Raw genomic sequence first — 25293 nt, 5'->3', positions numbered from 1 at the left:
GGGAGCGACCAAATCATATCACGCGCTCAAGGGCGGGCGCCAGCGAACGGGGCTGCAAGCATGGATAATCGCAACAACACTATTGCCGGCTGGGTATTGTTCGCCGGTATTTGCGCACTGGGCCTGACGATCGGCTCGGGCATGTTGTTTGCCAGCCACGATCCCCACAAGCCCGGCTATCCGATCGAGGATGCCGAGGGCGGCGAAGGCGGCGGCGCGTCGGCTGTTCCGCTCCCCAACCTGCTCGCTGCGGCCGATGTCACAAAGGGCGAGGCGGTGTTCGCCAAGTGCGCGGCGTGCCACACGATCAATCAGGGCGGTGCCAACGGCATCGGCCCCAACCTCTATGCGACGATGGGTGAACCGATCGGCCAGGGCAAGGCGGGCTTCGCCTTTTCAGACGCGCTCAAGAATGTCGGCGGCACCTGGGACTTCGAAAAGATGGACCATTGGCTGACCAGCCCGCGCAAGTTCGCCAACGGCACCAAGATGTCGTTCGCGGGCCTGTCGAACCCGGAAGACCGCGCGAACCTGATCGTCTATCTCAACGCCCAGGGTTCGAACCTGCCGCTGCCCGCGGCCGAAGCCGCTCCCGCTACCGACGCGGCCGCTGCCCCGGCTGCAGGCGCCGACAAGGCCGCGGCTCCCGCCGACGCCGCCAAGGGTGCCGAAGGCGCGCCCGCTGCTCCGGCCGAAGCCAAGAAATAATGCGCCTCGCGCCCGTCCTGCTGGCGGGCGCGTTGCTGCTTGCCGGCTGCGGCAAGAGCGAACCGCCCGCCGACACGTCAAGCCCCGAAACGGCTTCTGCCGAAACCGCCGCACCCGCGGTCGAGCCGACCGCCGCGATGGGCGAGCAGGTCTTCAAGCGATGCGTCGCGTGCCACACGATCGACAAGGGTGGCGCCAACGGTATCGGCCCCAACCTCCACGGCGTCGTCGGCCGCGCGGTTGCGGCGCATGAGGGCTTCTCCTATTCGTCGGCCCTGAAGGCGAAAGGCGGCACCTGGGACGCCGCGCACCTCGACCGGTTCCTTGAAAGCCCAATGAAATACGCCCCGGGCACGCGCATGGCGTTCGCGGGCGTCATCGACGCATCCGATCGCAAGGCGCTGATCCTGTATCTGGAAGCGCAGTCGAAATAATACGATCCTCCCTGCGCGGCAGGGAGGGTCGTTAGATCAGTGATGTTCGATATTCGCGTAGAAGTCCTGGATGATCGCCCAGGCTTCGTCCGCCGTCTCGACGAATTTGAATAGGTTAAGGTCGCGTGCGCTCACCACGCCTTCTTCGACCAGCGCGTCGAAATTGACGACGCGCTGCCAGAATCCCTTGCCGAACAGGACGATAGGGATCGGCTTGATCTTGCCCGTCTGGATCAAGGTCAGCAGCTCGAACATCTCGTCGAAGGTGCCGAAACCGCCGGGGAACACGGCGACCGCGCGCGCGCGGAGCAGGAAGTGCATCTTCCTGAGCGCGAAATAGTGGAACTGGAAGCTCAGCGACGGCGTGACATAGCGGTTCGGCGCCTGCTCGTGCGGCAACACGATGTTGAGCCCGATCGACTCGCGACCCTCGTCGGCGGCGCCGCGGTTCGCGGCCTCCATGATCGACGGACCGCCACCCGAGCAGACGACGAAATGGCGGCAGCCTTCCTCGTCGCACGGCACTTGGCTCGCGATCCGCGCGAGGCTGCGCGCTTCGTCGTAATATTTGGCCTTGGCCTTCAGGCGCCGCGCGATGTTGCGCTGGATGTCGTCGGTCGCCGCGGCTTCGAGCGCGTCGGCTTCGGCAGGCTCGGGGATGCGCGCGGAGCCATAGATGACCAGCGTCGACTCGATCCCGGCCTCGTCGAGGAGCAGTTCGGGCTTCAGGAGCTCGAGCTGGAAGCGGACGGGACGCAGATCCTCGCGCAGCAGGAAGTCGGTGTCCTGGAAGGCCAGCTTGTAAGCCGGGTCGGCGGTCTGCGGGGTGGTCGTCGCCTGCTTGGCGAACTGGGCGTCATCCTTGGCCTTGTGGAAGCGCGAACGATGGGGTTGCTTGTCTTTTGTCATTGGCGGACGGCTAGCCGTTTCGCGTGACTTTGCCAAGTCAGGCGCCTTATCGGCAGTATCCGTTGCCGCTCATGTCCATGTGGAAATGATTGTAGTGCGCTGCGTTGTAATCGGGGCTCAGCACGGTCCCGAAACGGCGGCACGCCGACTTGTGCAGCGCGCGCAGGAAATCGCGCGATGCCTGATCGCCGTTCCAGCCCCCGTCGAGCATGATGCGGCGCCCGTCGGCGAGCACGAAACCTGCGACGTCGATCGCGTTCGAATAGGCGTGCTGCGAGATCCGTCCCGACCGGCCGCCATAGATGTTGCGACAGCTGTAGGTGCCATAGGTCTCGATCTTCACGACATCCTGCCCGAAGAACTGGCGCCCCGCCGGCTTCACCGCATAGCGCGCCCACGCCGCAAAATTCTTGGCTAGCGGACAGGTCATCGGGCCCAGGTTGGTGACCGGCGTGCCGATGTCGAGCAGCTTCACCGAATCGATCGAGCTGCATCCGCCGCCATGGTCCGCGTTCGGCAGCGGCGTGAAGCGCACCCCCGCCTGCTTGAGGTCGAAGGCGCATTGCTTCGCGTCTGGGCTGGTGAAGGACGGCGTTCCGGTAACTTGCGGCCGCTGCGGCGCATTGGCGCCCGCGCGCTTCCCGCCCCCCTGTTTCATCACGTCCGGCGCGCCGAAACAGGCCGAAAGCGCCAGGGCAGCAGTCGCCGCGACAAGCACCCGAGGCCGAAGGAAAGCAGGGAATGCCATGGCGCCAATCTGTAACGAATATGGTTAACAAATCGCTAACCCCGGCCCTCGGCTCATCGAAAATTTCGCCCGGCTCGCGCATTTTGTTTGACAGTTGCGCGTCCATCCCTAAACGCGGCGCCGGGCCACGCGGTCCCAACGCCGCGCGAGCTCTCTGTGAGGAGAGTATGACATGACTGACGTGCGTAAACCGCAGGCAAGGCCTGCGCGTCCTTTCTTTTCCTCCGGTCCGTGCGCCAAGCCGCCGGTCTGGTCCCCCGACAAACTCGCCACCGAATCGCTCGGCCGCTCGCATCGCGCCAAGATCGGCAAGACGCGTCTCGCCTATTGCATCGACCTGATGCGCGAGATGCTGCAGCTCCCCGATACCCACCGCATCGGCATCGTCCCCGGATCGGACACCGGCGCCTTTGAGATGGCGATGTGGACGATGCTTGGGCAGCGGCCCGTCACGACGCTCGCGTGGGAGAGCTTCGGCGAGGGCTGGGTCACCGATGCCGCCAAGCAGCTCAAGCTCGATCCGACCGTTATCCGCGCCGACTACGGCGAGCTTCCCGACCTGGGCCAAGTCGACTGGTCGAACGACGTCCTCTTCACCTGGAACGGCACTACCAGCGGCGTCCGCGTGCCTGATGGCGACTGGATCGCCGCCGACCGAGAAGGGCTGAGCTTCGCCGATGCGACCAGCGCCGTGTTCGCCTACGACCTGCCGTGGGACAAGATCGACGTCGCGACCTTCAGCTGGCAGAAAGTGCTTGGCGGCGAAGGCGGCCATGGCGTGCTGATCCTCGGCCCCCGCGCCGTCGAACGCCTCGAATCCTACACCCCCGCCTGGCCGCTGCCCAAGGTGTTCCGCCTCGTTTCCAAGGGCGCGCTCGCCGAGGGCGTGTTCAAGGGCGAGACCATCAACACCCCGTCGATGCTCGCGGTCGAGGACGCGATCTTCGCGCTCGAATGGGCGAAATCGCTCGGCGGTCTCGACGGCCTCAAGGCGCGTAGCGATGCCAATGCCGCGACGCTCGACAAGATCGTCGCGGAGCGCGACTGGCTGAGCCACCTCGCCGCCGATCCTGCCAGCCGATCGAAGACCTCGGTCTGCCTGTCGGTCGCCGGCGCCGACGAAGCCTTCATCAAGGCGTTCGCCGGACTGCTCGAAGCCGAAGGCGCGGCCTATGACATCGCGGGCTACCGCGACGCGCCTCCGGGCCTTCGCATCTGGTGCGGCGCGACCGTCGACGCCGCCGATATCGAAGCGCTCGGGCCGTGGCTCGACTGGGCCTACGCCTCGCTCAACGCATAACGTCGTCCCAGCGAAAGCTGGGACCGCCATCGATCATCCCCATTCCCAACGATCCCAGCTTTCGCTGGGATGACGGAGAAAATGACATGACCGCTCCCAAAGTTCTGATTTCCGACAAGATGGACCCCAAGGCCGCCGCGATCTTCAAGGAACGCGGCATCGACGTCGACGTCATCACCGGCAAGACCAGGGATGAGTTGATCGCGATGATCGGCGACTATGACGGCCTCGCGATCCGCTCGGCCACCAAGGTCACCGCCGACGTTCTCGCCGCGGCGACAAACCTCAAGGTCGTCGGCCGCGCCGGGATCGGCGTCGACAATGTCGATATCCCCTCGGCGTCGAAGCAGGGCGTCATCGTGATGAATACGCCCTTCGGCAACAGCATCACTACGGCCGAACATGCGATCGCGATGATGTTTGCGCTCTCTCGCCAGATCCCCGAAGCGAACGCGCTGACGCAGGCGGGCAAATGGCCAAAGAACGACTTCATGGGCGTCGAGCTGACCTCGAAGACGCTCGGCCTGATCGGCTGCGGCAACATCGGCAGCATCGTTGCCGAGCGTGCGCTGGGCCTCCGCATGAAGGTCGTCGCCTTCGACCCCTTCCTGACCCCCGAGCGCGCGATCGAGCTCGGCGTTGAAAAGGCCGATCTCGACACGCTGCTCGCCAAGGCCGATTTCATCACGTTGCACACGCCGCTGACCGACCAGACGCGTAACATCCTGTCGGCCGAGAATATTGCCAAGGCAAAGAGGGGTGTCCGCATCATCAACTGCGCACGCGGCGGCCTGATCGACGAGGCGGCGCTCAAGGACGCGCTCGACAGCGGCCATGTCGCGGGCGCGGCGCTCGACGTGTTCGCGACCGAGCCGCCTCCGGCCGATCACCCGCTGTTCGGCACCCCGAACTTCATCTGCACCCCGCACCTCGGCGCCTCGACCGACGAGGCGCAGGTCAATGTCGCCATTCAGGTTGCCGAGCAGATCAGCGATTACCTCCTCACCGGCGGGATCACCAACGCGCTCAACGTCCCGAGCCTGTCGGCCGAGGAAGCGCCGAAGCTCCGCCCCTATATGAGCCTCGCCGAAAAGCTCGGCAGCCTCGTCGGCCAGCTTGCGCACGACAATCTGACGACCATCTCGATCGAGGTCGAGGGCGCCGCCGCCGAACTCAATCTCAAGCCGATCACCGCCGCAGTGCTGACCGGCCTGATGCGCCGCTATTCGGACGCGGTGAACATGGTGAACGCCCCGCACCTTGCGCGCGAACGCGGCCTCGACGTGCGCGAAGTGCGCCACGACCGCGACGGCGACTATCACACGCTGGTCCGCGTCACCGTCGCCACCGAAGCGGGCGACCGCTCGGTCGCGGGCACGCTGTTCAGCAACGGCGACCCGCGCCTGGTCGAGATGTTCGGCATCAAGGTCGAGGCTGATCTCGACGGTCACATGCTCTACATCGTCAACGAGGACGCCCCGGGCTTCATCGGCCGCATCGGCACGACGCTGGGCGACGCGGGGCTCAACATCGGCACCTTCCACCTCGGCCGCCGCGCGGCGGGCGGCGAAGCGGTGCTGCTTTTGAGCCTCGACTCGCCGCTGCCTGAGCCCCTGCTGTGGCAGATCTGCCAGCTTCCGGGCGTGAAGACGGTGAAGGGCCTGAAGTTCTGAACGTAAGTCCCCCTCCCGCTTGCGAGAGGGGAGATTTGTTGAACTCCCCTCTCCACCCTTCTAAGGCCGCAATCGATGACCAAGGCCCCTGCCCTGCTGCCCGAAGGCCTCCGCGACCGCCTGCCCGCGCAGGCCGAGGCCGCGTCGCGCGTCACCCGCGCGCTGGTCGACGCGATGCGCGCGCACGGCTATGGCCGTGTATCGCCGCCGCTCGCCGAGTTCCGCGAGACGCTGGGCGGCGACGACGATCGCAGCTCGCGCGACCTTCTCCGCTTCACCGACCCTGTGTCGCAGCGCACCCTTGCGCTGCGCCCCGACATCACACGGCAGGTCGGTCGCATCGCGACCTCGCTGCTCGCCAAGGCGCCGCGTCCGTTGCGGCTTTGCTACGCCGGCCAGATCGTCAAGCTACGCGCCAGCCAGCTCCGCCCCGCGCGCGAGATGCTGCAGGTCGGTGCCGAGCTGATCGGTAGCGACGGCGTCGCGGCGGCGCGCGAGATCGTCAGCGTCGCGATCGACGCGCTGGAGGCGGCGGGCATCGGTCAAGTGACGATCGATTTCACGCTGCCCGATGCGGTCGGCCTGCTCGCGGGCGGGCCGCTGCCGGTCGCTGCCGAAATCGAAAGCCTGCGCGACGTACTCGACGCCAAGGACGCCGGCGCGCTCGTGCGCATCGGTGCCGAGGCCTATCTGCCGCTACTCCGCGCGACCGGCCCGTTCGACCGCGCGATCGCCGACCTGCGAGCGTTCGATACGTCGGGCGTGCTCACGAGCCGCATCGACGCGCTCGAAGAGATCGCCGCGCCGATCCGCAACCGCGCGAACCTGACTCTCGACCCGACCGAACGCCACGGTTTCGCCTATCAAAGCTGGTTCGGCTTCCAGATCTTCGTCCCCGGCCAGGGCGATGCGATCGGCCGTGGCGGCGGCTATGCGATCCCGCTGGGCGAGGAACAGGAGGAGCCGGCGGTCGGCTTCTCGCTCTACCCCGACCCGCTGATCGACGACGGCCTCGGCGCCGAGGATGAGGCCGAACGCCGCATCTTCCTGCCGCTCGGCCACGACGCCGCGCTCGCGGCCAGCCTGCGCGCCGACGGATGGCAGACGGTCGCGGCGTTGTCCGAGGCCGACGACGCCCGCGCGCTCGGTTGCGGCTGGCGGCTTGGTCCCGACGGCCCTGTCGAGGCGTGAGCTGTTCCCCGGCGAAAGCCGGGGCCCATAGCAGCGTCCGATCTGGGCCCCGGCTTTCGCCGGGGAACATGTTCCTAGAAATCCGATACCCCAAACCGCGGTATGCCCTGGTTGACCCCGGGCGGATCGAGCACACTCACATCGAGTTCGACCGGTTCGCCGATCCACTGCGCCAGCGTCGTATGATCGGCAAGATCGTCGTCGGTCAGCGGATGGACAAGCGCGCGCAGCCCCGTCGCCTCGATCGCCGCGACCACCGCAGGCCGATGACCTGCCAGGAAATGCACCTCATATTGCGCAATCGGATGCGGCCCCGCCGCCCCGTCGGTCAGCGCGCCGACGAACAGGATCTCCGGGTCGGCGCCGAACGCATCTCGAAGCGCCACCGCGGCGCACCGCTCGGCAGGGTCGCAATAGATATGCGCATGATAGGGTGCATCGGGATTCGTCATACAGACATCGCTTTCCAACTTGCCGCGCCCCGGACGTGATCCGGGCCTGCCTCTCTTGAAGGAAAAGACGGGTGCCGGGTCAAGCCCGGGATTGCCCCCGGCCTGGCGACCATTTTGAACGCTTCGGCCAGCCTGACTCCGATGAAAGGGAACGATCGTCGCGACCGGCTGTTGTCAAAACACCGAAACCAAAATCGAGGGTGGGTCGCCCTCGTCGTCGGAGAGAGACAATGAAAAATCTTCTGAAAATTTTCGCGATCAGCAGCTTATTGATTCTGTCTGCTTGCAACACCGTTGAAGGCGCCGGAAAAGACGTGGGGTCCGTTGGCGATTGTGCCGATGGCGTGAAGGGTAACTGCTAGAGGGCGTCGGGCGTTCGCGCCGCGCGCCAAAACAGACGCTACCGGCTGAACACCCGCTTCAACCACGCATCGACCGTCGCGGTCGGCGCGTAGCCGGGATCGCCCAGCCGCCGGTTGATCTCGGCATGGCCCTGCAACCCCTCGCCCGGGAAGCTCCCACGCTCGACCTTGCTGCCGCCCGCCGCCAGCGCCTTGCCCAGCGCTTCGGCCTGCCGCACCCCGTCGGGGCGTTGCACATAGAGCAGCAGGAATTGCGGCGCATTCGGCCGCGGCGCCTGCAATGTCGGTGACAGCGCCTTCTGCCGCGCCGGATCGGTCCCGAACGCCTGCTTGTACGTCGCCTGCATGATTGGCGGCCCGTCCTTCATCTGCGCGGGCACGTCATAGGCCGCGCCGTCGATCGGTATGACGCCGGCAATATCGGAAAAACTCAGCCCCGCGCCGCGCAGATATTTTTCGTCGGTTCCCACCAAGGCCACCAGATGCGCGCCCGCACTATGTCCCATGATGACGATCCGCCGCCGGTCGATACCCAGCGCGCCGGCGCGGTCGATCAGCGCCTTCACCGCGCCCGCGACATCGGCCGCCTGCTGCTCGACCGTCGCGTCGGGAACGAGCCGATAGTTGATCGACGCGAAGGCATAGCCCAGCTGCGGATAATGCACCGGCTTATATTGTCCCGTCGCATTGTCCTTGCTGCCGCGCTTCCAGCCGCCACCGTGGACGAAGACGACCAGCGGCGCCGGCCCCTTCGCATCTTTCGCACGCCAGATATCGAGATTTTGCAGCGCGTTGCTGCCATAGGAAATCGTCTCGCCGCCCGGCACCTTCGGACCTTCGTCGGCGCCCATCCGCTCGGCGATCCGCTCGCGCAGCCGGTCGCGCATCTTCTCGCGCGCATCTGCAAAAGGCACTGGCACGGTCAAACTCGCGACCGCAAAGGCCGTAAGCAAGGCATATCCAAACCAATTTCGTTTCGTCATCGCCCGTCTCCACTATCCCGGCAGCACCGATCTGGCCCGATATTGTCGCAAAATCATCCCGCTTTGGGTTGCCTCTCCGGCCAAATCCGCTAAGGCCGCGCCGGGCCCGCGCTGGTCGTTTTTGGCCCGGTTCAGCAGGACAGCATCATGGCAAATGTCACCGTCATCGGGTCGCAATGGGGCGACGAGGGCAAGGGCAAGATCGTCGACTGGCTCGCCAGCCGCGCCGACGCGGTCGTCCGCTTTCAAGGCGGTCACAACGCCGGCCATACGCTCGTCGTCGGCGAACAGGTGTACAAGCTGTCGCTGCTTCCCTCGGGCATCGTCACCGGCACGCTGTCGATCATCGGCAACGGCGTCGTCCTCGATCCGTGGGCGCTCCGCGACGAAATGGCGAAGCTGCGCGGCCAGGGCGTCGAGATCAACGCCGACAATTTCGCGATCGCCGACAATTGCGCGCTGATCCTGCCGTTCCACCGCGACCTCGACGCGCTGCGCGAAACCGCCGCGGGTGCGGGCAAGATCGGCACCACCGGCCGCGGCATTGGCCCGGCCTATGAAGACAAGGTCGGTCGCCGCGCTATCCGCGTCTGCGACTTGGCCCACCTCGACAAGCTTGAACCGCAGCTCGACCGCCTGACCGCGCATCACGACGCACTCCGCGCCGGTTTCGACCAGCCGCCGATCGACCGCGACAAGCTCGTCGCCGACCTGTCCGAAATCGCCGATTTCGTGCTCGAATATGCGCAGCCCGTCTGGAAGCGGCTGAAGAAGGTCCGCAAGGCCGGCGCGCGCATCCTGTTCGAAGGCGCGCAGGGCGTGCTGCTCGACGTCGATCACGGCACCTATCCCTTCGTCACGAGCTCGAACACCGTCAGCGGCACCGCCGCATCGGGTTCGGGCCTCGGCCCCTCGGCGGTCGGCTTCGTTCTCGGCATTGCCAAGGCCTATACAACGCGTGTCGGCAGCGGCCCCTTCCCGACCGAGCTCGAGGACGAGATCGGTCAGCGGCTCGGGGAGCGCGGGCATGAATTCGGCACCGTCACCGGGCGCAAGCGCCGCTGCGGCTGGTTCGACGCGGTGCTCGTGCGGCAGAGCTGCGCCGTGTCGGGCGTCACCGGCATCGCGCTCACCAAGCTCGACGTGCTCGACGGCTTCGACACGATCCGCATCTGCACCGGCTATCGCCTGCGCGGCAAGATCCTCGACTATTTCCCCTCGCACTCGGCCGATCAGGCCGAGGTCGAACCGATCTACGAGGAAATGGACGGCTGGCACGAATCGACCGCCGGCGCGCGCAGCTATGCCGACCTGCCCGCGCAGGCGATCAAATATATCCAGCGCGTGCAGGAATTGATCGAAACCCCGATCGCGCTCGTCTCGACCAGCCCCGAGCGCGAGGACACGATCCTGATCCGCGATCCGTTCAGCGATTGATCGCCGCCGCGACGTCGCGGATCGCGGCGACGAAGCCTGCCGGATCATTTTCCTGCACGAAATGGCCGCCGTGTAGCGTCCGGTGCGGCATGCCCCGCGCGCCCGGGACGCGGTCGATAAACGGCGCATCGCCGCCGCGCGTGATCGGATCGCCATCGGTGAAGCAGCACAGGAATGGCTTGTCGAATGCTTCCAGCGCGGCCCAGGCGCGCTTCTGGTCAAGGACCGCGACATTGTCGCCGAGCGGCACGAAGGAGGGAAAGACGCGCGCCGCGACTTTCGACGCCCGTGTCGGGAAGGGCGCGTCATAGGCGGCAATTTCCTTTGCCGTCAGTTGCTTCTGGGCGCCGGCGTTGACGATCCGCCCGATCGGGAACAGCGGACTGAAGCGGGAAAAAGCGCGCCAGATAGCAAAAGCACGCGGCGCCGGTTGCCCCTCGGGAAGGCCGCCGTTCGACAGCGCGACCCCCACGAACCGATCGGGCATTTCGGCGAGGAGCCTGAGCCCGATCAGCGAGCCCCAGTCCTGACAAGCGAGGATCATGCCCCGAAGATCGAGCGCCTCGATCCACTGCCGCATCCACGCGACCTGCGCGGCATAGCTGTAAGCCGAACGATCGAGCGGCTTGTCCGAGCGGCCGAAGCCGATCAGGTCGGGCGCGACGACGCGGAACCCCGCCTCCACCGTCGGCCCGATCATATGGCGATAGAGATAGGACCAGGTCGGCTCGCCGTGCAGCATCAGCACCGGCTGCGCATCGGCGGCGCCCTCGTCGACATAATGGACGCGCAGCCCGCCCGCGATCTCCACATAGTTCGGCTTGTACGGCCAGTCGGGCAGCCCCTCGAAGCGCGCGTCGGGCGTGCGATAGATCTGCATAGTGTCCCCCCTCTTCCTGGAGGCAGCTTAGCGCCGGGCGCGGCCTTGTCCATGCGCGGTAAGGCCTTATGGTGGCGCGATGCGCTTCGCCCCTGCCCTGCTCCTTCTTCTGTCGGCTTGCGGGTCGGCGCAATCGCAGCCGCCACCCGCCGAGACAAGGATCGATCGCCTGCTCGTCGACAAGAGCGAGCGCGTGCTGATCGGCTATGCAGGCAACCGCGAGGTGCTGCGCTATACGCGCATACGGCTCGGCGGCTCGCCGGTCGGGCACAAGCGCTTCGAAGGCGACGAGAAGACGCCTGAAGGCGCCTACACGATCGATGGCCGCAACCCGGCGAGCGCCTATCATCTCTCGCTTCGCATTTCCTATCCTAATGCCGCCGACCGCGCTTATGCGGAGGCACGCGGGCGCTCGCCGGGCGGCGACATCTTCATCCACGGCCAGCCCAATGCGTGGCGCGGCCCGGCGATCGCGCGCGACTGGACCGACGGGTGCATCGCGCTGTCGAACGCGGAAATTAAACAATTGTGGGACATCGTGGCCGACGGCACCCCGATCACCATTCACCCCTAAGGAGCCCGTATGTCGCGCCATATCCTCGTCTTCTACGGCAGCTATCGCCGCGACCGGCAGGGCATCAAGCTCGCACGCTGGCTGGTACAGGCCATCAACGACCGCGGCGACCTAGCGGAGCTGATCGACGCCAGGGAAGTGAATCTTCCGATGCTCGACCGCATGTACAAGGAATATCCCAAGGGCGAGGCCCCCGCAGCCATGGAAGAATTGGCGACAAGGATCCGCGCCGCCGACGGCTTCCTGTTCGTCACCGGCGAATATAATTGGGGGCCGCAGCCGGGGCTCAAGAACCTGACCGACCATTTCCTCGAGGAATGGTTCTGGCGGCCCGCGGCGATTGCCTGCTACTCGGCCGGTCCCTGGTCGGGGGTGCGCGCGATGATGGGGTGGCGCGACATATTGGGCGAGATGGGCATGGCCGTAATCTCCTCGATCCTGCCGGTCGGGCGGATCGGCGGCGCCTTCGATGCCGACGGCAAGCCCACGGGCGACGATGGCGCGCGGCTGGAAAAGAGCTTCCCCCGCTTCGCCGACGACCTCGACTGGTGGATCGACGCGGCGAAAGTGCAACGCGCCGCGAAGGCCCCGCCCTACTAGCCCGTCTTCAGTTCCGCATTGAGCCGCAGGCTGGCGCGCCAGAAGAAGAAAGCCGGGATCAGCCCGAGCCACGCCGCGCCGTAGAGGACGTAGCGCACGCTTTCCTGCCCATAGGTCGGCGCGAGTTGATCCGACAGCACGCCGAACAGGAACGGCCCGAAGCCCAGCCCGATGAGATTCTGTCCGAATAGCATGATCGACGCCGCAACCGCCCGCGCCTGCGGGCGGACGAGCCCCTGAACACAAGCATAAGCCGGGCCGTAATAGGCGGAGTTGAGAATCGTCGGGATGATCAGCAGGGCGACCGCGACGCGCCAGTCCTCCATATAATAGCCGAGAAACAGGATCGGCGCCGCGACCGCCATGCCATAGGCGGGAAAGGTCAGGATGTGCCGCTTGTCGCGCGCGCCAAACCGGTCGGCCATCTTGCCGCCAAGCCACGTACCGAACACCCCGGCGAGGCCGAGGACGACCGCCATCGACAGCCCAGCCTCGGTGGTCGACAGCCCGTGGCTGCGAATGAAGAAGCTGATGGTCCACAGCGCCTTTCCATAACCGAGGAAGGCGACGACCGACGAGGCGATCAATATGTAGATGAACGCGCGCGAGGCGAAGATTTCGCGCATCGCCTCGCCGGTCGAGAGACGGGTTACCGCCGCAGCAGTCGCCGCGGCTTCGGCGGTGCGGCTGTGCCGCGGCTCGCGCATCACGAACAGCACGACGAGCGCAAGCGCCAGACCCGGTGCGCCAACGAGCATCAGCGCGATGCGCCAGCCGTAGAGATCGTTGACGATCCCGCCGATAATCAGCCCGAGCAGCGATCCGATCGGCACACCGAGGCCGTAGAAGGCGATTGCCGACGAGCGCCTTTCGGGCGCCACGCTGTCCGAAATCAGCGAATGCGCGGCGGGCGTGCAGCCGGCTTCGCCGACACCGACGCCGATGCGCGCAAAGAGCAATTGCACGAAATTCTGCGCGAGCCCGCACACCGCGGTCATCGCCGACCAGATTGCGAGCGCGAGGGCGATCAGGCGGACGCGGTTCGTGCCGTCCTTGTCGGCATAGCGCGCAATCGGGATGCCGAGCAGCGCATAGAAGACCGCAAAGGCCGGCCCCGCGAGCAGGCCGAGTTCCGTATCGGTAAGGCCCAGGTCGGCTTTTATCGGCTCGGCGAGGATGTTGACGATCTGACGGTCGAGAAAGTTGAAGATATAGACGATCAGCAGAATCCACAGCATCGTCCGCGCGTGCGCGGCGGCGCTGTCGGAGGGCGGCGGGGCGATGCCGGCGGCAAGCGCAGGTTTATCCGTCATTTTTCTCTCCCGGACGGCCAAGGTGCAGACCGGAGCGCAGCCTGTCAACGCCGCCAAGGCGGGGCGAAACAAGGCGCTTGCAATTGCCGCTACGGCTGCCAGCCTGCGGCTATGAAGAAAATTTGCCTCGCCGCCGCCGTATCGCTTCTCGCTCTCGCGCCCGCCGCTGCGATGCCGCCGCCGCTGCCACCCGTCGCCGAGAAGGATGCTGCGACCTTGCAGGCGGAGATGACGCTGGGTTCGATGTCCGACGAACTGCTCACCACCCTCTATCTCGACCGGATCACGAAGATCGACGACCATGGTCCAAAGCTCGACGCGGTCATCGCCACCTTTCCCGACGCAGCGAGCGAGGCGAAGCGCCTGTGGGAGGAACGAAAATCCGGCAAGGTCCGCGGGCCGCTCCATGGCATTCCGGTGCTGATCAAGGACAATGTCGAGGCGAAGGGTCCGCTGCCGACGACTGCGGGCAGCCAGGCGCTCAAGGATAATGTCACGAACCGCGATGCGCCGATCGTCGCGCGTCTGCGCAAGGCGGGCGCGGTCATCCTCGGCAAGACGAACCTCAGCGAATGGGCGAACATTCGCTCGGGCGATTCGACGAGCGGGTGGAGCGCGGTCGGCGGGCTGACGAAGAACCCGCACGCGCTCAACCGCAACGCCTGCGGCTCGTCATCGGGCAGTGGCGCCGCGGTCGCGGCGAGCCTCGCGCCACTCGCGATCGGCACCGAGACCGACGGATCGATCACCTGCCCCGCCGCGATCAACGGCATCGTCGGCTTCAAGCCGACGGTCGGTCTCGTCAGTCGCACCTTCATCGTTCCGATAAGCCACAGCCAGGACACCGCCGGACCGATGGCGCTGACGGTGCGCGACGCGGCAGCGCTGCTGGGCGTCATCGCAGGGAGCGACCCCGCCGATCCCGCGACCGCCGAGGCCGACGCGCGCAAGACCGACTATGTCGCGAAGCTGTCGCCCGGCGCGCTGAAGGGCAAGCGCATCGGCGTGCTGCGCGATCGGATCGGAAGCCGCGCCGACATTGCGGCGCTGTTCGACGCGGCGCTTCAGGCGATGCAGGGCGCGGGCGCGACGATCGTCGAAATCAAGGACAGCAAGACGGGCCAGGACGGGCTCGGCGCCGCCGAGCTCGAAGTGCTGATGACCGAGCTCAAGGCCGATATTGCGACCTATCTCGCGTCGCTGCCGGCGAAGGACGGGCCGAAGACGCTCGCGGATCTGGTCGCGTTCAACAAGGCGCATCCCGAAGAGCTGCGCTGGTTCGACCAGTCGCTGTTCGAACTCGCCGAGACCAAGGGTGGGCTCGACGGCAAGGACTATCTGGAGGCGAAGGCCAAGGCGGCGCGGCTGGCGGGGCCGGAGGGCATCGACCGATTGCTCGCACAGAATAAGGCCGACTTCCTCGTCGGCGTGACCAACGGCCCGGCATGGACCACCGATCTCGTCAACGGCGATCATTATACCGGCCCCAGCGTCAGCCAGATGCCCGCCGTCGCGGGCTATCCGCATCTGACGGTGCCGATGGGAGCGGTCGAGGGCCTGCCGATCGGGCTGTCGATCATCGGGCAGAAGTGGAGCGACGCCGACGTGCTGGCGGCGGGCTTTGCCTATGAGCAGGTCAGCCGGAAACGCGTGACGCCGACGTACAGGCCGCAATGATCAGCGGCGGCTCTGCCGTTTCTTCCAGCCCATTTCCTCGAGCTCGAGCAGTTCCATCGGGACGTGGATCGTCCGGATGGCGAGCCGAACCTCGATCAGGAACAACGCGAGCGACAGCAGCAGCAACAGCATCGCCACCGCAAAGACCCACGCTGCCGCGAGGCCCAAGTCGAAGCCCGCCACCGCTTGCGTAAAGAGCAAGGCGACGAGCAGGCAAACGACGATCCCGCACGCTACCGCCGCCGCAATCGAATTGTTGATCACGTCGATGCGGCGGTCGACGACGCGAAGCTCGGCGACGACACGCTCATGCTCGGCGCCTTGGGTCTCGGCCCAAAGCTCCATCAGCCGGCGCGACCGGTCGACGACGCGCGCGAGCCGGCCGGTGAAGACGTTGAGCAGACTGCCGGTCGCGACCAGCAGGAACACCGGCGTGACCGACAGCTGGATCGTCTCGGCAATCGCGCCGAGCCCGGACGCCATTAGCCGCCCGCCGCGACCGATGGCGTGTTCACACCGTGCATAGCCAGGAATTTCCTGAGGTTGCGCGCCGCCTGACGGATGCGTTGCTCATTCTCCACCATCGCAATGCGGACGAAACCCTCGCCGTCTTCCCCATAGCCGACGCCGGGCGCAACCGCGACCTTGGCGTGGGTGAGAAGCTGCTTCGAAAATTCGAGGCTGCCCATCTCCTTGAGCGCGGGCGGCAGCGGTGCCCAGGCGAACATCGACGCCTTCGGGCTCGGAATGTCCCAGCCCGCGCGGCCAAAGCTTTCGACCATAACGTCGCGGCGCTTCTGATAGAGTTCGCGGTTCTTCGCGACGATGTCCTGCGGCCCGTTGAGCGCCGCGCACGCCGCGGCCTGGATCGGCGTGAAGGCGCCATAATCGAGGTACGACTTCACGCGCGTCATCGCCGCGATCAGGCGCTTGTTGCCGACTGCGAAACCCATGCGCCACCCCGCCATCGAATAAGTCTTCGACATCGACGTGAATTCGATCGCGACATCCTTGGCGCCCGGCACCTGCAGAATCGAGGGCGTGGGGTTGCCGTCGTAATAGAGTTCCGAATAGGCAAGGTCGCTGAGAACCCAGACCTTGTTCTCCTTCGCCCAGGCGACGAGTCGCTCGTAAAAAGCGAGATCCACGGTCTCAGCGGTCGGGTTCGACGGGTAGTTGACGACGAGGATCGACGGGCGCGGCACGGTGAAGGCCATCGCGCGGTCGAGCGCACGCCAGTAATTCTCGTCGGGGGTCGTCGGCACACTGCGGATCGTCGCGCCGGCGATGATGAAGCCGAAGGTGTGGATCGGATAGCTGGGGTTCGGCGCGAGCACGACATCGCCGGGGCCGGTGATCGCGGTCGCCAGGCTCGCAAGCCCTTCCTTCGATCCCATCGTCACGACGACCTCGCTTTCGGGATCGAGTTCGACGTTGAAGCGGCGCGCATAATAATTGGCCTGCGCGCGGCGGAGTCCCGGAATGCCCTTCGACTGCGAATAGCCGTGCGCATCGGGCTTCATCGCCACTTCGCACAATTTCTCGATGACATGCGCCGGCGGCGGCAGGTCGGGGTTGCCCATCCCCAGGTCGATGATGTCTTCGCCCGCGGCCCGCGCGGCCGCTCGCATCGCATTCACTTCGGCGATGACATAGGGCGGCAGGCGCTTGATGCGATAGAATTCATCTTCGGACATGGGAAACTAGAACAACTCCTTTTCGTGTGCGCTGACCTATTCGTTCAAGTTGACGCTTGCGGCAGTCTCGCCAGCCGCATCGCGGCTTGTTATAGGCATTATATCGGCACTGACCAGCAGGAACGAGCATGAGCGATACGGGCAAGGACGACACCAGCGACACGCCGAATCCCTTCCTGCCCTCGCCCGAAGACATACAGCATTGGACGAGCGTGATGGGCCGCGCGCAGCAGATGATGCTCGAATATGCGCTCGGTCAGGCGAACCAGGGCAACAGCGCCGCCGCCGGCCTGTTCGACCCCGCCAGCTGGCTGCAGAACCCGACGACGCAGGCCTGGGCCGAGCAGTCGACCAAGATGTGGGAACAGGGCGCGCGCTTCTGGACCTCGCTCGCGACGCTCCAGCCGCCCTTCGCGCCCGCCGCCGATGCGCCCAAGGACAAGCGCTTCGCCGACCCCGACTGGACCGCGAACCCGGTCTTCGCGCTGATCCGCCAGACCTATGGCCTGCTGACCGAACAATTGTTGACGACAACGCGCACGATGGCGGGGCTCGATGACCATGCGCGGGCGAAGATGGAGTTCGCGGCACGGAACATGGCCGAGGCGCTGTCGCCCTCCAACCTCGCGATCACCAATCCCGAAGTGATCAAGCGCGCGGTCGAGACGCGCGGCGAAAGCCTGCTCAAGGGTTTGAAGCACATGCTCACCGACCTGTCGCGCGGGCAGCTCTCCCATGTCGATCCCGACGCGTTCGAGGTCGGCGTGAACATCGCGACGACGCCGGGGAAGGTGATCCATGAGACCGATCTTTACCAGCTCATCCAATATGAACCGACGACCAAGGACGTCTTTACCGTCCCGCTTGTCATCTTCCCGCCGTGGATCAACCGCTTCTACATCCTCGACCTCAATCCGGCGAAGAGCTTTGTCGCCTGGGCGGTCGAACAGGGGCTGACGGTGTTCATGGTGTCGTGGAAATCGGCCGATGCCTCGATGAGCGAAATCGTCTGGGACGACTATATTGCGTCGCAAGTCGACGCGATCGATACCGTGCGCGAGTTGCTGGACGTTCCGCACGTCCACAGCATCGGCTATTGCGTCGCGGGCACGACGCTTGCCGCGACGCTGGCGATGCTCGCCGCGCGCGGCGAGGGCGACAAGGTCAAGTCGGTGACCTTCTTCACTGCGCAGGTCGATTTCGAACTCGCGGGCGACCTCAAGATGTTCGTCGACGACAGCTATCTGGCGCTGCTCCAGCAGCTTTCGGCGGGCGGGTTCCTCGACGGGCGCTATATGGCCGCGACCTTCAATTCGCTGCGCGGACGCGACCTGATCTGGAACTATGTCGTCGGCAATTATCTGCTCGGCAACGACTATCCGCCGTTCGACCTGCTCTACTGGAACGGCGACGTCACCAACCTGCCCGCGAAGTGGCACCGGCAGTATCTGATCGACCTCTATCGCGACAATCGCATGGTGATCCCGAACAGCCTGTCGGCGATGGGCACACCGATCGATCTCAAGAAGATCGAGACTCCGGCCTATATCCAGGCGGGGCGCGAGGATCATATCGCGCCGCTCGCCAGCGTCTGGCGGTTGATGGACCATCTGTCGGGACCGAAGACCTTCCTGCTTGCCGGCTCGGGCCATATTGCGGGCGTCGTCAATCCGCCCGCCGCTGGCAAATACCAGTATTGGACCGGCGACAACGATGCCGCGACGCTCGACGATTTTATCGCGAGCGCGACCGAGACCAAGGGCAGCTGGTGGCCGCACTGGATCGGCTGGATTTCGGAACAGGATAGCGCAAAAACGGCTGCAAAAGGCGCGCGCATTCCGGGAAAAGGTGCTAAAAAGGCGATAGAGGATGCGCCCGGCCGCTATGTCAAGCAGCGGTAATATCGGGAAATCATAAGGCCAACGAGATCGAGGCGAGTCTATTTTTGTGCACTGCACAAAAAATGTCTTGAAATCCCCGATCCACTCCTATATTGTGCACTGCAACATAAAGGAGTTGTCACGATGGCTACCAAGATGGATAGTGCCGAAAAGGCTTTCGAAGCCGCGACGCTGGAAACCGCCGCCAAGCCGGTGGCTGCTCCCGCCGCACCGGTTGCTGCTGCCGCGCCCGCGGTGGAAGCAAAGGCCGCTCCGGCGCCCGTGAAGACCAAGACTGTCGCGGCGAAGGCCAAGCCGGTCCAAAAGAAAGCCGCAAAGCCGGCACCGAAGAAGATCGCCGCCAAGAAGGCGGTCGCGAAGACCATTGCCCCGAAGCCCGTCAAGGCAGCGCCGAAGCCGGCCGCCGCCGTCACCAAAGGATTCAAGACCATGAACGACACCGTCAAGAAGTTCGCCGAAGAAGCCAAGACCCGCACCGAAGCGCTGACCGCCGATTTCAACGAAAAGGCGAAGGAAGCCATGGCGAAGACCAGCAAGCTCGCTGAAGAAGCCGTCGAATTCAACAAGGCGAACGTCGAAGCGCTCGTCGAATCGGGCAAGATCGCTGCCAAGGGCATCGAAACGCTCGGCCAGGAAGGCGTCGCCTTCGCTCGCAAGAGCTTCGAAGACACGACCGCTGCGCTCAAGGGCTACACCGCGGTCAAGTCGCCGGCCGAATTCCTGAAGCTCTATGCCGAAAACAGCAAGAAGGCGTTCGACGCCGCTGTGGCGCAGACCTCGAAGACCAGCGAACTCGTCGTCAAGCTGACGAACGACAGCTTCGCGCCGATCTCGAACCGCGTTTCGGTCATCACTTCGAAGATGAAGGCAGCCTAAGGCCTTCACCTTCCCGTTGGCGCGGGCCTTCCCCCTCCTCTCCCCGTCCGCGCCGACACCATCAAGACCGCTCGCTTCCTTCGGGGGGCGGGCGGTTCTTGTTTCTCTGCTCCGCTTTTCTTCCAGCCGCTCCCCGCACGAGACGGAATTAACCACCCCGCCCTCTTGCGATTCCGCATCGGCTTGCGATATTCCCGATGATGATGCTTCCGGCTTCGATCCCTCATGTCGTCCGCGCAATGGCGGGCAAGGATGACGACACGTCCGGTGCGCCGGGTGTCGGCATCGCGACGCGCACGCGCGCGAAGCCCAAGAAGCCCTCGATGTACAAGGTGCTGCTGCTCAACGACGACTATACGCCGATGGAATTCGTCGTGATGGTGCTGCAGCGCTTCTTCAACATGGACATCGAACGCGCGACGCAGGTGATGCTTCACGTCCACCAGCAGGGCGTCGGCGTGTGCGGCGTGTTCAGCTATGAAGTCGCCGAGACCAAGGTCAACCAGGTGATGGACGCCGCGCGGCAGAACCAGCACCCGCTGCAGTGCACGCTGGAAAAGGCATAAAAATTCTTCGTCATTGCGAGGAGGCGCAGGCGACGCGGCAATCTAGCGGTGCGTAAACCGCTCTGGATTGCTTCGCTTCGCTCGCAATGACCAGATGGCTAGCCGGCCCTTGCCGCCTGCTCGGCCCTGAGCGCTTCCGACGGCTCCCCTTTCAGATCGCCATAGCGCAGCGGCTCGCCGCACCCCGGACAGACGGTCGATGTGCCGACATCGGTTCCACACGCGCGGTGAACGTAGCGCATCGCCGGCCCGCCGATTTCGCCGTCTTGATAGGCCCAACGCTCAGCCCAGTTGCGCATCGCGTAGAGGACGTCGAACAGATCCTTGCCCTTTACGGTCAGGCGATATTCGTGGCGCGGCGGGCGCTCCTGATAGGCGTGCCGCTCGACCACTCCCTGCTTTTCCATCAGCTTGAGCCGCGCCGAGACGAGTTGCGGCCCGAGCCCGGTGTTCGCCGCGATCGCCTCGAACCGGCGGCGGCCGAAGAACAGGTCGCGCAGGATCAGCAGCACCGCGCGGTCGCCAAGCAGCTCCGCCGACCGTCCAACGGGGCAGAAGGTATCCGACAGATCCGTGCGTTTGGGCATCGCTCACCTCAACGGCGAAATAATCGCTTGTAACTATGATTATCATAGTTACTATCGGGCGCAAGAGGAGAGTCGCCCATGCCCGATCCCGCAGCCGTTATCATAGGCGCCGGCGATGCAACGGGCGGCGCGATCGCGCGCGCCTTCGCCGCCGAGGGGCTCACCGCCTGCGTCAACCGCCGCGAGCGCAACGCCGACGCGCTCGAAGCGCTCGCTCAGTCGATCCGCGGCGAGGGGTATCGGGCACGCGCTTTCCCCGCCGACGCCCGCAACGAAGAGGCGATGATCGCCCTCTTCGACCAGGTCGAAGCCGAAGTCGGGCCGGTGGAAGTCGCGGTGTTCAACATCGGTGCCAATGTGAACTTCCCGATCGCCGAAACGACGGTGCGCGTTTACACCAAAGTCTGGGAAATGGCGTGCCTCGGCGGTTTCCTGATGGGCCGCGAGGCGGCGAAACGCATGAGCCCGCGCGGCCGCGGCACGATCATCTTCACTGGCGCAACCGCCAGCCTGCGCGGCGGATCGGGCTTCTCCGCCTTCTCGGGCGCCAAGGGCGCTCTCCGCATGCTCGCGCAATCGATGGCGCGCGAACTGGGTCCCAAGGGCATCCATGTCGCGCACACGATCATCGACGGCGCGATCGACACCGAGTTCATCAAGGGCCGCCATCCCGATTTCGACAATGCGAAGGCGCAGGAGCTGATCCTGAATCCGGGCGCCATCGCGGCCAATTATGTGATGCTCCACAAACAGCCGAGAAGCGCATGGACGCACGAGCTCGACCTCCGTCCCTGGGGAGAGAAATGGTGACCAAAAGCCTTGAACTCATCTTCGATTTCGGCAGCCCCAACGCCTATCTGACGCTGAAAGTGCTGCCCGAACTGCTCGATCGCACCGGCGCCGACCTGATCATCACGCCGTGCCTGCTCGGCGGCATCTTCAAGGCGACGGGCAACAAGGCGCCGATGATCCAATATGCCGAAGCGCCCGCGAAACTGGCCTATGAAAACCTCGAAATGCGGCGCTTCATTGCGCGGCACGGCTTGACGAAGTTTCGCCTCAACCCGCATTTCCCCGTCAACACGCTGACGATCATGCGCGGCGCGATCGTTGCCGAGGACGAGGGCAATCTCGACGATTATGTCGACGCGGTGAATTGCGCGATGTGGGAGGACGGCCTCAAGATGGACGATCCGGAAGTGATCGCGACCTTCCTCTCGGCGAACGGCTTCGATGGCCCCGCGCTTCTCGCGCGCACGCAGGAGCCCGGAATCAAGGCAAGGCTTGTCGCCAATACCGAAGCCGCGGTCGCACGCGGTGTATTCGGCATCCCGACCTTCTTCGTCGGGGACGAGATGTTCTTCGGCAAGGATCGCCTCGGTCAGGTTGAAGAGGCACTCGCCTGACCATCGCTCGCCGCCCCTGCCTCACGCGGGGGCGGCGGCCCCAAGGCCGAAGCCGATGACCCTCAATTGAAATCGAGCTGGATGATATCACTCGGCGTCGCGCGGCAATACATCTCGATCGGCTTGGCGCCGTCGGGATAGGTCGCGGTCATCGCCGCGCGGATGCGCCAGCCGCCATTGCCCTGCTCGAGCGAAACGAGCTTGTCATAGGACAGCTTCGTCCCGCCCGTCGCGCCGATCTGCCGCGCGGCATCGTTCATGCAATTCTGTACCGACGGCCGCGACGCGCTCGGCAGGCTGTTCAGATTGGCGCTCAGCGCGGCCGGGCCGGCCGATGCGGGCGGTGGCGCACTTTCTTCCGGCGTGCCGTCGGCCTTTTTCTTCTTCTGGCTCGCCAGCAGCGCGAGCAGCCCGCCGGCGACGACGATCCCGCCGATGATCAGCCCGGTGCTCGGGCCCTTGTCCTTGTCGGGCTTCGGACCCGGCAGCGGCGCCAGATTGGCATAGCCATAGCCGAATTCGGCGCGGCAGCCGTTGGTGACCCAGACATAGTCGGGGCCATAACCCCATTGCCGCCCGGCGTTGCATTTGCCGCCGAGCTTGCGCACGAGTTCGACGCGGCCATTGGTCTGCACCGCGCATTGTTCATAACGGTTGCTGCGCGATTCGCAGCGGAGCGTCCCCGCGAAATCATTCCCCGGATAGGCGCCGCCGGCATAGCCATAGCGAAATTCGGCGCGGCACCCGCCCGACACCCAGACACCGTCGGCATCGAATCCCCAGTCGCGCCCCTTCGAGCAACGCCCGCCGATCACGCGGGTCAGTTCGACGCGATTGTCGGTGCGGACATTGCAGCGTTGCTGGCGGTTACCATAGGATTCGCAGCGGATCGTGCCCGCCCATCCCTGATTATAGCCCGAGCCCGGCGGAGGCGGAAAGGGATAGGTGGTCTGCGCAAAAGCAGGGACGGCAAGCTGGCCCGTAACGAACGACGCGGCCGTGATGACCGAAATGACGCGGTTCCGCATAGCTGTTTCTCCCCTGCTGATATCGTGCTTCGACCGTCCTCAATTGCTTCGACTATCGCCGTGTATAGTTTCACATTTCCTGCTCCGGCGCCACGAACAAAGACGCCATTCCTGCACGCAGCATGGCTTCCCTTGCCCGCGTGCATCATCTAGCCTCGTTCCGGGTCGCGCCACCGCAAGCAAGGGAGCCGACATATGACGACATCGATCATCGACGGGCGCATCGAAGCCGCCGACCTCAAGCGCACAAAGGGAGGCGTCTCGGTTTTTCGCAGCCTCACGTTCCAGCCCGACGCCGGCCCGACGCGCACGATCAAGAATGCGGTGGTGAAGGACAATGTTGCGAGCGAGCTCGTGCCCGGCACGGCCGGCCGCTTCTATATCTACAACGCCTTCGACCTGAAGGGCGTCCACGGCGTCCGCACTCGCGACGGCCGCGCGACCTACGGCTTCGCCACGAACAACAAGAAAATTTTCCTCATCGTCGGCATCGTCAACATCGCGTGGATCGCGCTGCGCGTCTTCGTGATCGACGGACAGGTGCCGCTGCTCGCCATCCTGCTGATGATCCTCTCGGTCGCGGGCTTCATCTTCATGAGCAAGGGCGAGAAGGACGCGAAGGCGCAATTCGACGGCGACGCAGGCTATGCACCGCCAGCATAGCTAGTCGGCTTGCGCGCGCCGTCGCATCGGCTAATGACGACGGATGGATCAAATCGTCATTCGCGGCGGCCAGCGACTCAAGGGCCGTATTCCCATCTCCGGCGCCAAGAATGCCGCGCTGACCCTGCTGCCTTGCGCGCTGCTCACCGACGAGCCGCTGACCTTGCGCAACCTGCCGCGCCTCGCCGACGTCGACGGCTTCGGCCACCTGCTCAACCAGCTCGGCTGCTCGACGACGATCGAGGGCTCGCGGCCCGAGGACTTCGGCCGCGTGATGACCGCGCGTGCGACGACGCTGACCTCGACCGTCGCGCCCTATGACATCGTCCGCAAGATGCGTGCGTCGATCCTCGTCCTCGGCCCGCTCCTCGCGCGCGCAGGCGAAGCAACGGTGTCGCTTCCCGGCGGCTGCGCGATCGGAAACCGCCCGATCGACCTGCACCTCAAAGCGCTCGAAGCCTTCGGCGCCGAGATCGAGCTTGCCTCGGGCTACGTGAAGGCCATCGCGCCCGGCGGGCGGCTCAAGGGCGGCAAGTTCACCTTCCCCGTCGTATCGGTCGGCGCGACCGAAAACGCCGTCATGGCGGCGGTTCTCGCCGGCGGCACCTGCATTCTCGAAAATGCGGCGCGCGAGCCCGAGATCGTCGACCTCTGCAACTGTCTCGTCGCGATGGGCGCGCATATCGACGGGATCGGCACCGAGACACTGACGATCGAGGGCGTCGACCGCCTCCACGGCGCGACCTACCGCGTGATGGCCGACCGCATCGAGGCGGGCAGCTATGCCTGCGCCGCCGTCATCACGCAGGGCGACGTCGAGCTGGTCGGCGCCAAGGCCGACGAGATGGAAGCCACGCTCACCGCGCTGCGCGAAGCCGGCGCCACCGTCGAGCCCACCAAGGGCGGGATCCGCGTCGCGATGGACGGCCGCGCGCAGCCGGTCACGCTGTCGACCGCGCCCTACCCAGGCTTCGCGACCGATATGCAGGCGCAGTTCATGGCGATGGCGACGCTCGGCACCGGCGCGTCGCTGTTCACCGAGACCATCTTCGAGAACCGCTACATGCACGTTCCCGAACTGGCGCGCATGGGCTGCGACATTCAGGTCAAGGGCCGTACCGCGATCGTCCGCGGCGTTGACCATCTGGTCGGCGCGCCGGTGATGGCGACCGACCTTCGCGCCTCGATGAGCCTGATCATCGCGGGGCTTGCGGCAGAGGGGCAGACCGAGGTCAACCGCGTCTATCACCTCGACCGCGGCTACGAACGGCTGGAGGAGAAGCTGCAGGCGGTCGGCGCCGATATCGAACGGATCAGCGCAGGCTGAC

The 25293-nt window shown here is 65.4% G+C and carries 26 protein-coding genes; 16 read left to right on the top strand and 10 right to left on the bottom strand.

Translation table 11 applies throughout. The features are described 5' to 3' along the window. Positions 1 to 60 precede the first annotated feature (60 nt). Positions 61 to 708, top strand: coding sequence for a c-type cytochrome (locus tag QOL79_RS05430; RefSeq protein WP_283418897.1), 648 nt, complete (start codon positions 61 to 63; stop codon positions 706 to 708). Continuing rightward, on the top strand, positions 708 to 1142 hold the full coding sequence (locus tag QOL79_RS05425) for a c-type cytochrome (protein ID WP_282949831.1): 435 nt from the start codon (positions 708 to 710) through the stop codon (positions 1140 to 1142). The genes QOL79_RS05430 and QOL79_RS05425 overlap by 1 nt, the downstream gene beginning before the upstream one ends. 36 nt (positions 1143 to 1178) lie before the next feature. On the opposite strand, the gene QOL79_RS05420 is transcribed toward QOL79_RS05425, so the two are convergent. Both QOL79_RS05420 and QOL79_RS05415 read right to left on the bottom strand, forming a co-directional pair. Beyond that, positions 1179 to 2051 carry an LOG family protein gene (locus QOL79_RS05420; protein WP_204993684.1) on the bottom strand — a complete coding sequence of 291 codons (873 nt, stop codon included), beginning with the start codon at positions 2049 to 2051 and terminating at the stop codon, positions 1179 to 1181. Between the two features lie 46 nt (positions 2052 to 2097). Beyond that, a complete protein-coding gene (locus QOL79_RS05415; protein ID WP_283418896.1) occupies positions 2098 to 2799 on the bottom strand; it encodes an extensin family protein in 702 nt (233 codons plus the stop codon). Positions 2800 to 2971: 172 nt separating this feature from the next. On the opposite strand from QOL79_RS05415, the gene QOL79_RS05410 reads away from it, so the two are divergent. The 3 genes from QOL79_RS05410 to QOL79_RS05400 all read left to right on the top strand — a co-directional run bounded on the left by QOL79_RS05410 (position 2972) and on the right by QOL79_RS05400 (position 6963). After that, on the top strand, positions 2972 to 4099 hold the full coding sequence (locus QOL79_RS05410; RefSeq protein WP_283418895.1) for a phosphoserine transaminase: 1128 nt from the start codon (positions 2972 to 2974) through the stop codon (positions 4097 to 4099). 86 nt (positions 4100 to 4185) lie between these two features. After that, positions 4186 to 5772, top strand: a complete 1587-nt coding sequence (gene serA / locus QOL79_RS05405; RefSeq protein WP_283418894.1) for a phosphoglycerate dehydrogenase — start codon at positions 4186 to 4188, stop codon at positions 5770 to 5772. 75 nt (positions 5773 to 5847) lie between these two features. Continuing rightward, on the top strand, positions 5848 to 6963 hold the full coding sequence (locus QOL79_RS05400) for an ATP phosphoribosyltransferase regulatory subunit (protein ID WP_283418893.1): 1116 nt from the start codon (positions 5848 to 5850) through the stop codon (positions 6961 to 6963). A 74-nt stretch (positions 6964 to 7037) separates the two neighbouring features. Here QOL79_RS05400 and QOL79_RS05395 read toward each other — a convergent pair whose 3' ends face one another. Continuing rightward, positions 7038 to 7415, bottom strand: a complete 378-nt coding sequence (locus tag QOL79_RS05395) for a DOPA 4,5-dioxygenase family protein (protein ID WP_283418892.1) — start codon at positions 7413 to 7415, stop codon at positions 7038 to 7040. 400 nt (positions 7416 to 7815) lie between these two features. After that, positions 7816 to 8760, bottom strand: a complete 945-nt coding sequence (locus QOL79_RS05385; RefSeq protein WP_283418890.1) for an alpha/beta hydrolase — start codon at positions 8758 to 8760, stop codon at positions 7816 to 7818. A 147-nt stretch (positions 8761 to 8907) separates the two neighbouring features. On the opposite strand from QOL79_RS05385, the gene QOL79_RS05380 reads away from it, so the two are divergent. Further along, positions 8908 to 10197 carry an adenylosuccinate synthase gene (locus tag QOL79_RS05380; RefSeq protein WP_283418889.1) on the top strand — a complete coding sequence of 430 codons (1290 nt, stop codon included), beginning with the start codon at positions 8908 to 8910 and terminating at the stop codon, positions 10195 to 10197. Here the strand turns inward: QOL79_RS05380 and QOL79_RS05375 are convergent. Beyond that, positions 10187 to 11077 carry a haloalkane dehalogenase gene (locus tag QOL79_RS05375; RefSeq protein ID WP_283418888.1) on the bottom strand — a complete coding sequence of 297 codons (891 nt, stop codon included), beginning with the start codon at positions 11075 to 11077 and terminating at the stop codon, positions 10187 to 10189. The two genes, QOL79_RS05380 and QOL79_RS05375, sit on opposite strands and share 11 nt — an antisense overlap. Positions 11078 to 11156: 79 nt before the next feature. Here QOL79_RS05375 and QOL79_RS05370 point away from each other — a divergent pair, with 79 nt between their 5' ends. Both QOL79_RS05370 and QOL79_RS05365 read left to right on the top strand, forming a co-directional pair. Beyond that, a complete protein-coding gene (locus QOL79_RS05370) occupies positions 11157 to 11651 on the top strand; it encodes a L,D-transpeptidase family protein (protein WP_283418887.1) in 495 nt (164 codons plus the stop codon). Positions 11652 to 11660: 9 nt separating this feature from the next. After that, positions 11661 to 12251, top strand: a complete 591-nt coding sequence (locus QOL79_RS05365; RefSeq protein ID WP_283418886.1) for an NADPH-dependent FMN reductase — start codon at positions 11661 to 11663, stop codon at positions 12249 to 12251. Here the strand turns inward: QOL79_RS05365 and QOL79_RS05360 are convergent. After that, entirely contained in the window at positions 12248 to 13564 is a 1317-nt protein-coding gene (locus tag QOL79_RS05360) for a spinster family MFS transporter (RefSeq protein WP_283418885.1), read from the bottom strand. The two genes, QOL79_RS05365 and QOL79_RS05360, sit on opposite strands and share 4 nt — an antisense overlap. A 111-nt stretch (positions 13565 to 13675) precedes the next feature. Here QOL79_RS05360 and QOL79_RS05355 point away from each other — a divergent pair, with 111 nt between their 5' ends. Beyond that, positions 13676 to 15241 (top strand): amidase, encoded by a 1566-nt coding sequence (locus QOL79_RS05355; RefSeq protein WP_283418884.1) that lies wholly within the window; start codon positions 13676 to 13678, stop codon positions 15239 to 15241. Here QOL79_RS05355 and QOL79_RS05350 read toward each other — a convergent pair whose 3' ends face one another. Next, complete coding sequence (locus tag QOL79_RS05350) at positions 15242 to 15724, bottom strand: DUF2721 domain-containing protein (RefSeq protein WP_204993672.1); 483 nt, start codon at positions 15722 to 15724, stop codon at positions 15242 to 15244. It lies immediately after the preceding gene. Next, a complete protein-coding gene (locus QOL79_RS05345) occupies positions 15724 to 16938 on the bottom strand; it encodes an LL-diaminopimelate aminotransferase (protein WP_204993671.1) in 1215 nt (404 codons plus the stop codon). The genes QOL79_RS05350 and QOL79_RS05345 overlap by 1 nt, the downstream gene beginning before the upstream one ends. 128 nt (positions 16939 to 17066) lie before the next feature. On the opposite strand from QOL79_RS05345, the gene QOL79_RS05340 reads away from it, so the two are divergent. The 3 genes from QOL79_RS05340 to clpS all read left to right on the top strand — a co-directional run bounded on the left by QOL79_RS05340 (position 17067) and on the right by clpS (position 20281). Then, on the top strand, positions 17067 to 18839 hold the full coding sequence (locus QOL79_RS05340) for a PHA/PHB synthase family protein (RefSeq protein WP_282949843.1): 1773 nt from the start codon (positions 17067 to 17069) through the stop codon (positions 18837 to 18839). 123 nt (positions 18840 to 18962) lie between these two features. After that, the gene (locus QOL79_RS05335) at positions 18963 to 19715 is read left to right on the top strand and encodes a phasin family protein (RefSeq protein ID WP_058455446.1); all 753 of its coding nucleotides are present in this window, start codon (positions 18963 to 18965) and stop codon (positions 19713 to 19715) included. 200 nt (positions 19716 to 19915) lie between these two features. Next, complete coding sequence (clpS, locus tag QOL79_RS05330) at positions 19916 to 20281, top strand: ATP-dependent Clp protease adapter ClpS (protein ID WP_058455529.1); 366 nt, start codon at positions 19916 to 19918, stop codon at positions 20279 to 20281. A 98-nt stretch (positions 20282 to 20379) separates the two neighbouring features. Here clpS and QOL79_RS05325 read toward each other — a convergent pair whose 3' ends face one another. Next, entirely contained in the window at positions 20380 to 20868 is a 489-nt protein-coding gene (locus QOL79_RS05325) for a winged helix-turn-helix transcriptional regulator (protein ID WP_283418883.1), read from the bottom strand. 78 nt (positions 20869 to 20946) lie between these two features. Here QOL79_RS05325 and QOL79_RS05320 point away from each other — a divergent pair, with 78 nt between their 5' ends. Beyond that, positions 20947 to 21678: an SDR family oxidoreductase gene (locus tag QOL79_RS05320; protein ID WP_283418882.1), complete on the top strand. Its 732-nt coding sequence runs from the start codon at positions 20947 to 20949 to the stop codon at positions 21676 to 21678. Next, positions 21672 to 22274 (top strand): 2-hydroxychromene-2-carboxylate isomerase, encoded by a 603-nt coding sequence (locus QOL79_RS05315; RefSeq protein WP_283418881.1) that lies wholly within the window; start codon positions 21672 to 21674, stop codon positions 22272 to 22274. The genes QOL79_RS05320 and QOL79_RS05315 overlap by 7 nt, the downstream gene beginning before the upstream one ends. Positions 22275 to 22336: 62 nt before the next feature. On the opposite strand, the gene QOL79_RS05310 is transcribed toward QOL79_RS05315, so the two are convergent. Further along, entirely contained in the window at positions 22337 to 23302 is a 966-nt protein-coding gene (locus tag QOL79_RS05310; protein WP_283418880.1) for a DUF3011 domain-containing protein, read from the bottom strand. Positions 23303 to 23497: 195 nt separating this feature from the next. Here QOL79_RS05310 and QOL79_RS05305 point away from each other — a divergent pair, with 195 nt between their 5' ends. Beyond that, positions 23498 to 23965 carry a hypothetical protein gene (locus QOL79_RS05305; protein ID WP_283418879.1) on the top strand — a complete coding sequence of 156 codons (468 nt, stop codon included), beginning with the start codon at positions 23498 to 23500 and terminating at the stop codon, positions 23963 to 23965. A 43-nt stretch (positions 23966 to 24008) separates the two neighbouring features. Further along, positions 24009 to 25292 (top strand): UDP-N-acetylglucosamine 1-carboxyvinyltransferase, encoded by a 1284-nt coding sequence (gene murA, locus QOL79_RS05300; protein WP_283418878.1) that lies wholly within the window; start codon positions 24009 to 24011, stop codon positions 25290 to 25292. Position 25293 lies beyond the last annotated feature (1 nt).

Source organism: Sphingopyxis sp. Geo48 (genome assembly GCF_949769155.1).
Classification (GTDB): Bacteria; Pseudomonadota; Alphaproteobacteria; order Sphingomonadales; family Sphingomonadaceae; genus Sphingopyxis.
Note: the sequence above shows the minus strand (reverse complement) of the source record. Positions and strands in the feature narration are given on the sequence as shown.

What these genes read in the sequence shown, in the direction of transcription:
- QOL79_RS05430 (WP_283418897.1), top strand. Translation starts at nt 61, where the DNA reads ATGGATAATCGCAACAACACTATTGCCGGCTGGGTATTGTTCGCCGGT.
- QOL79_RS05425 (WP_282949831.1), top strand. Translation starts at nt 708, where the DNA reads ATGCGCCTCGCGCCCGTCCTGCTGGCGGGCGCGTTGCTGCTTGCCGGC.
- QOL79_RS05420 (WP_204993684.1), bottom strand. Translation starts at nt 2,051, where the DNA reads ATGACAAAAGACAAGCAACCCCATCGTTCGCGCTTCCACAAGGCCAAG.
- QOL79_RS05415 (WP_283418896.1), bottom strand. Translation starts at nt 2,799, where the DNA reads ATGGCATTCCCTGCTTTCCTTCGGCCTCGGGTGCTTGTCGCGGCGACT.
- QOL79_RS05410 (WP_283418895.1), top strand. Translation starts at nt 2,972, where the DNA reads ATGACTGACGTGCGTAAACCGCAGGCAAGGCCTGCGCGTCCTTTCTTT.
- serA (WP_283418894.1), top strand. Translation starts at nt 4,186, where the DNA reads ATGACCGCTCCCAAAGTTCTGATTTCCGACAAGATGGACCCCAAGGCC.
- QOL79_RS05400 (WP_283418893.1), top strand. Translation starts at nt 5,848, where the DNA reads ATGACCAAGGCCCCTGCCCTGCTGCCCGAAGGCCTCCGCGACCGCCTG.
- QOL79_RS05395 (WP_283418892.1), bottom strand. Translation starts at nt 7,415, where the DNA reads ATGACGAATCCCGATGCACCCTATCATGCGCATATCTATTGCGACCCT.
- QOL79_RS05385 (WP_283418890.1), bottom strand. Translation starts at nt 8,760, where the DNA reads ATGACGAAACGAAATTGGTTTGGATATGCCTTGCTTACGGCCTTTGCG.
- QOL79_RS05380 (WP_283418889.1), top strand. Translation starts at nt 8,908, where the DNA reads ATGGCAAATGTCACCGTCATCGGGTCGCAATGGGGCGACGAGGGCAAG.
- QOL79_RS05375 (WP_283418888.1), bottom strand. Translation starts at nt 11,077, where the DNA reads ATGCAGATCTATCGCACGCCCGACGCGCGCTTCGAGGGGCTGCCCGAC.
- QOL79_RS05370 (WP_283418887.1), top strand. Translation starts at nt 11,157, where the DNA reads ATGCGCTTCGCCCCTGCCCTGCTCCTTCTTCTGTCGGCTTGCGGGTCG.
- QOL79_RS05365 (WP_283418886.1), top strand. Translation starts at nt 11,661, where the DNA reads ATGTCGCGCCATATCCTCGTCTTCTACGGCAGCTATCGCCGCGACCGG.
- QOL79_RS05360 (WP_283418885.1), bottom strand. Translation starts at nt 13,564, where the DNA reads ATGACGGATAAACCTGCGCTTGCCGCCGGCATCGCCCCGCCGCCCTCC.
- QOL79_RS05355 (WP_283418884.1), top strand. Translation starts at nt 13,676, where the DNA reads ATGAAGAAAATTTGCCTCGCCGCCGCCGTATCGCTTCTCGCTCTCGCG.
- QOL79_RS05350 (WP_204993672.1), bottom strand. Translation starts at nt 15,724, where the DNA reads ATGGCGTCCGGGCTCGGCGCGATTGCCGAGACGATCCAGCTGTCGGTC.
- QOL79_RS05345 (WP_204993671.1), bottom strand. Translation starts at nt 16,938, where the DNA reads ATGTCCGAAGATGAATTCTATCGCATCAAGCGCCTGCCGCCCTATGTC.
- QOL79_RS05340 (WP_282949843.1), top strand. Translation starts at nt 17,067, where the DNA reads ATGAGCGATACGGGCAAGGACGACACCAGCGACACGCCGAATCCCTTC.
- QOL79_RS05335 (WP_058455446.1), top strand. Translation starts at nt 18,963, where the DNA reads ATGGCTACCAAGATGGATAGTGCCGAAAAGGCTTTCGAAGCCGCGACG.
- clpS (WP_058455529.1), top strand. Translation starts at nt 19,916, where the DNA reads ATGATGCTTCCGGCTTCGATCCCTCATGTCGTCCGCGCAATGGCGGGC.
- QOL79_RS05325 (WP_283418883.1), bottom strand. Translation starts at nt 20,868, where the DNA reads ATGCCCAAACGCACGGATCTGTCGGATACCTTCTGCCCCGTTGGACGG.
- QOL79_RS05320 (WP_283418882.1), top strand. Translation starts at nt 20,947, where the DNA reads ATGCCCGATCCCGCAGCCGTTATCATAGGCGCCGGCGATGCAACGGGC.
- QOL79_RS05315 (WP_283418881.1), top strand. Translation starts at nt 21,672, where the DNA reads ATGGTGACCAAAAGCCTTGAACTCATCTTCGATTTCGGCAGCCCCAAC.
- QOL79_RS05310 (WP_283418880.1), bottom strand. Translation starts at nt 23,302, where the DNA reads ATGCGGAACCGCGTCATTTCGGTCATCACGGCCGCGTCGTTCGTTACG.
- QOL79_RS05305 (WP_283418879.1), top strand. Translation starts at nt 23,498, where the DNA reads ATGACGACATCGATCATCGACGGGCGCATCGAAGCCGCCGACCTCAAG.
- murA (WP_283418878.1), top strand. Translation starts at nt 24,009, where the DNA reads ATGGATCAAATCGTCATTCGCGGCGGCCAGCGACTCAAGGGCCGTATT.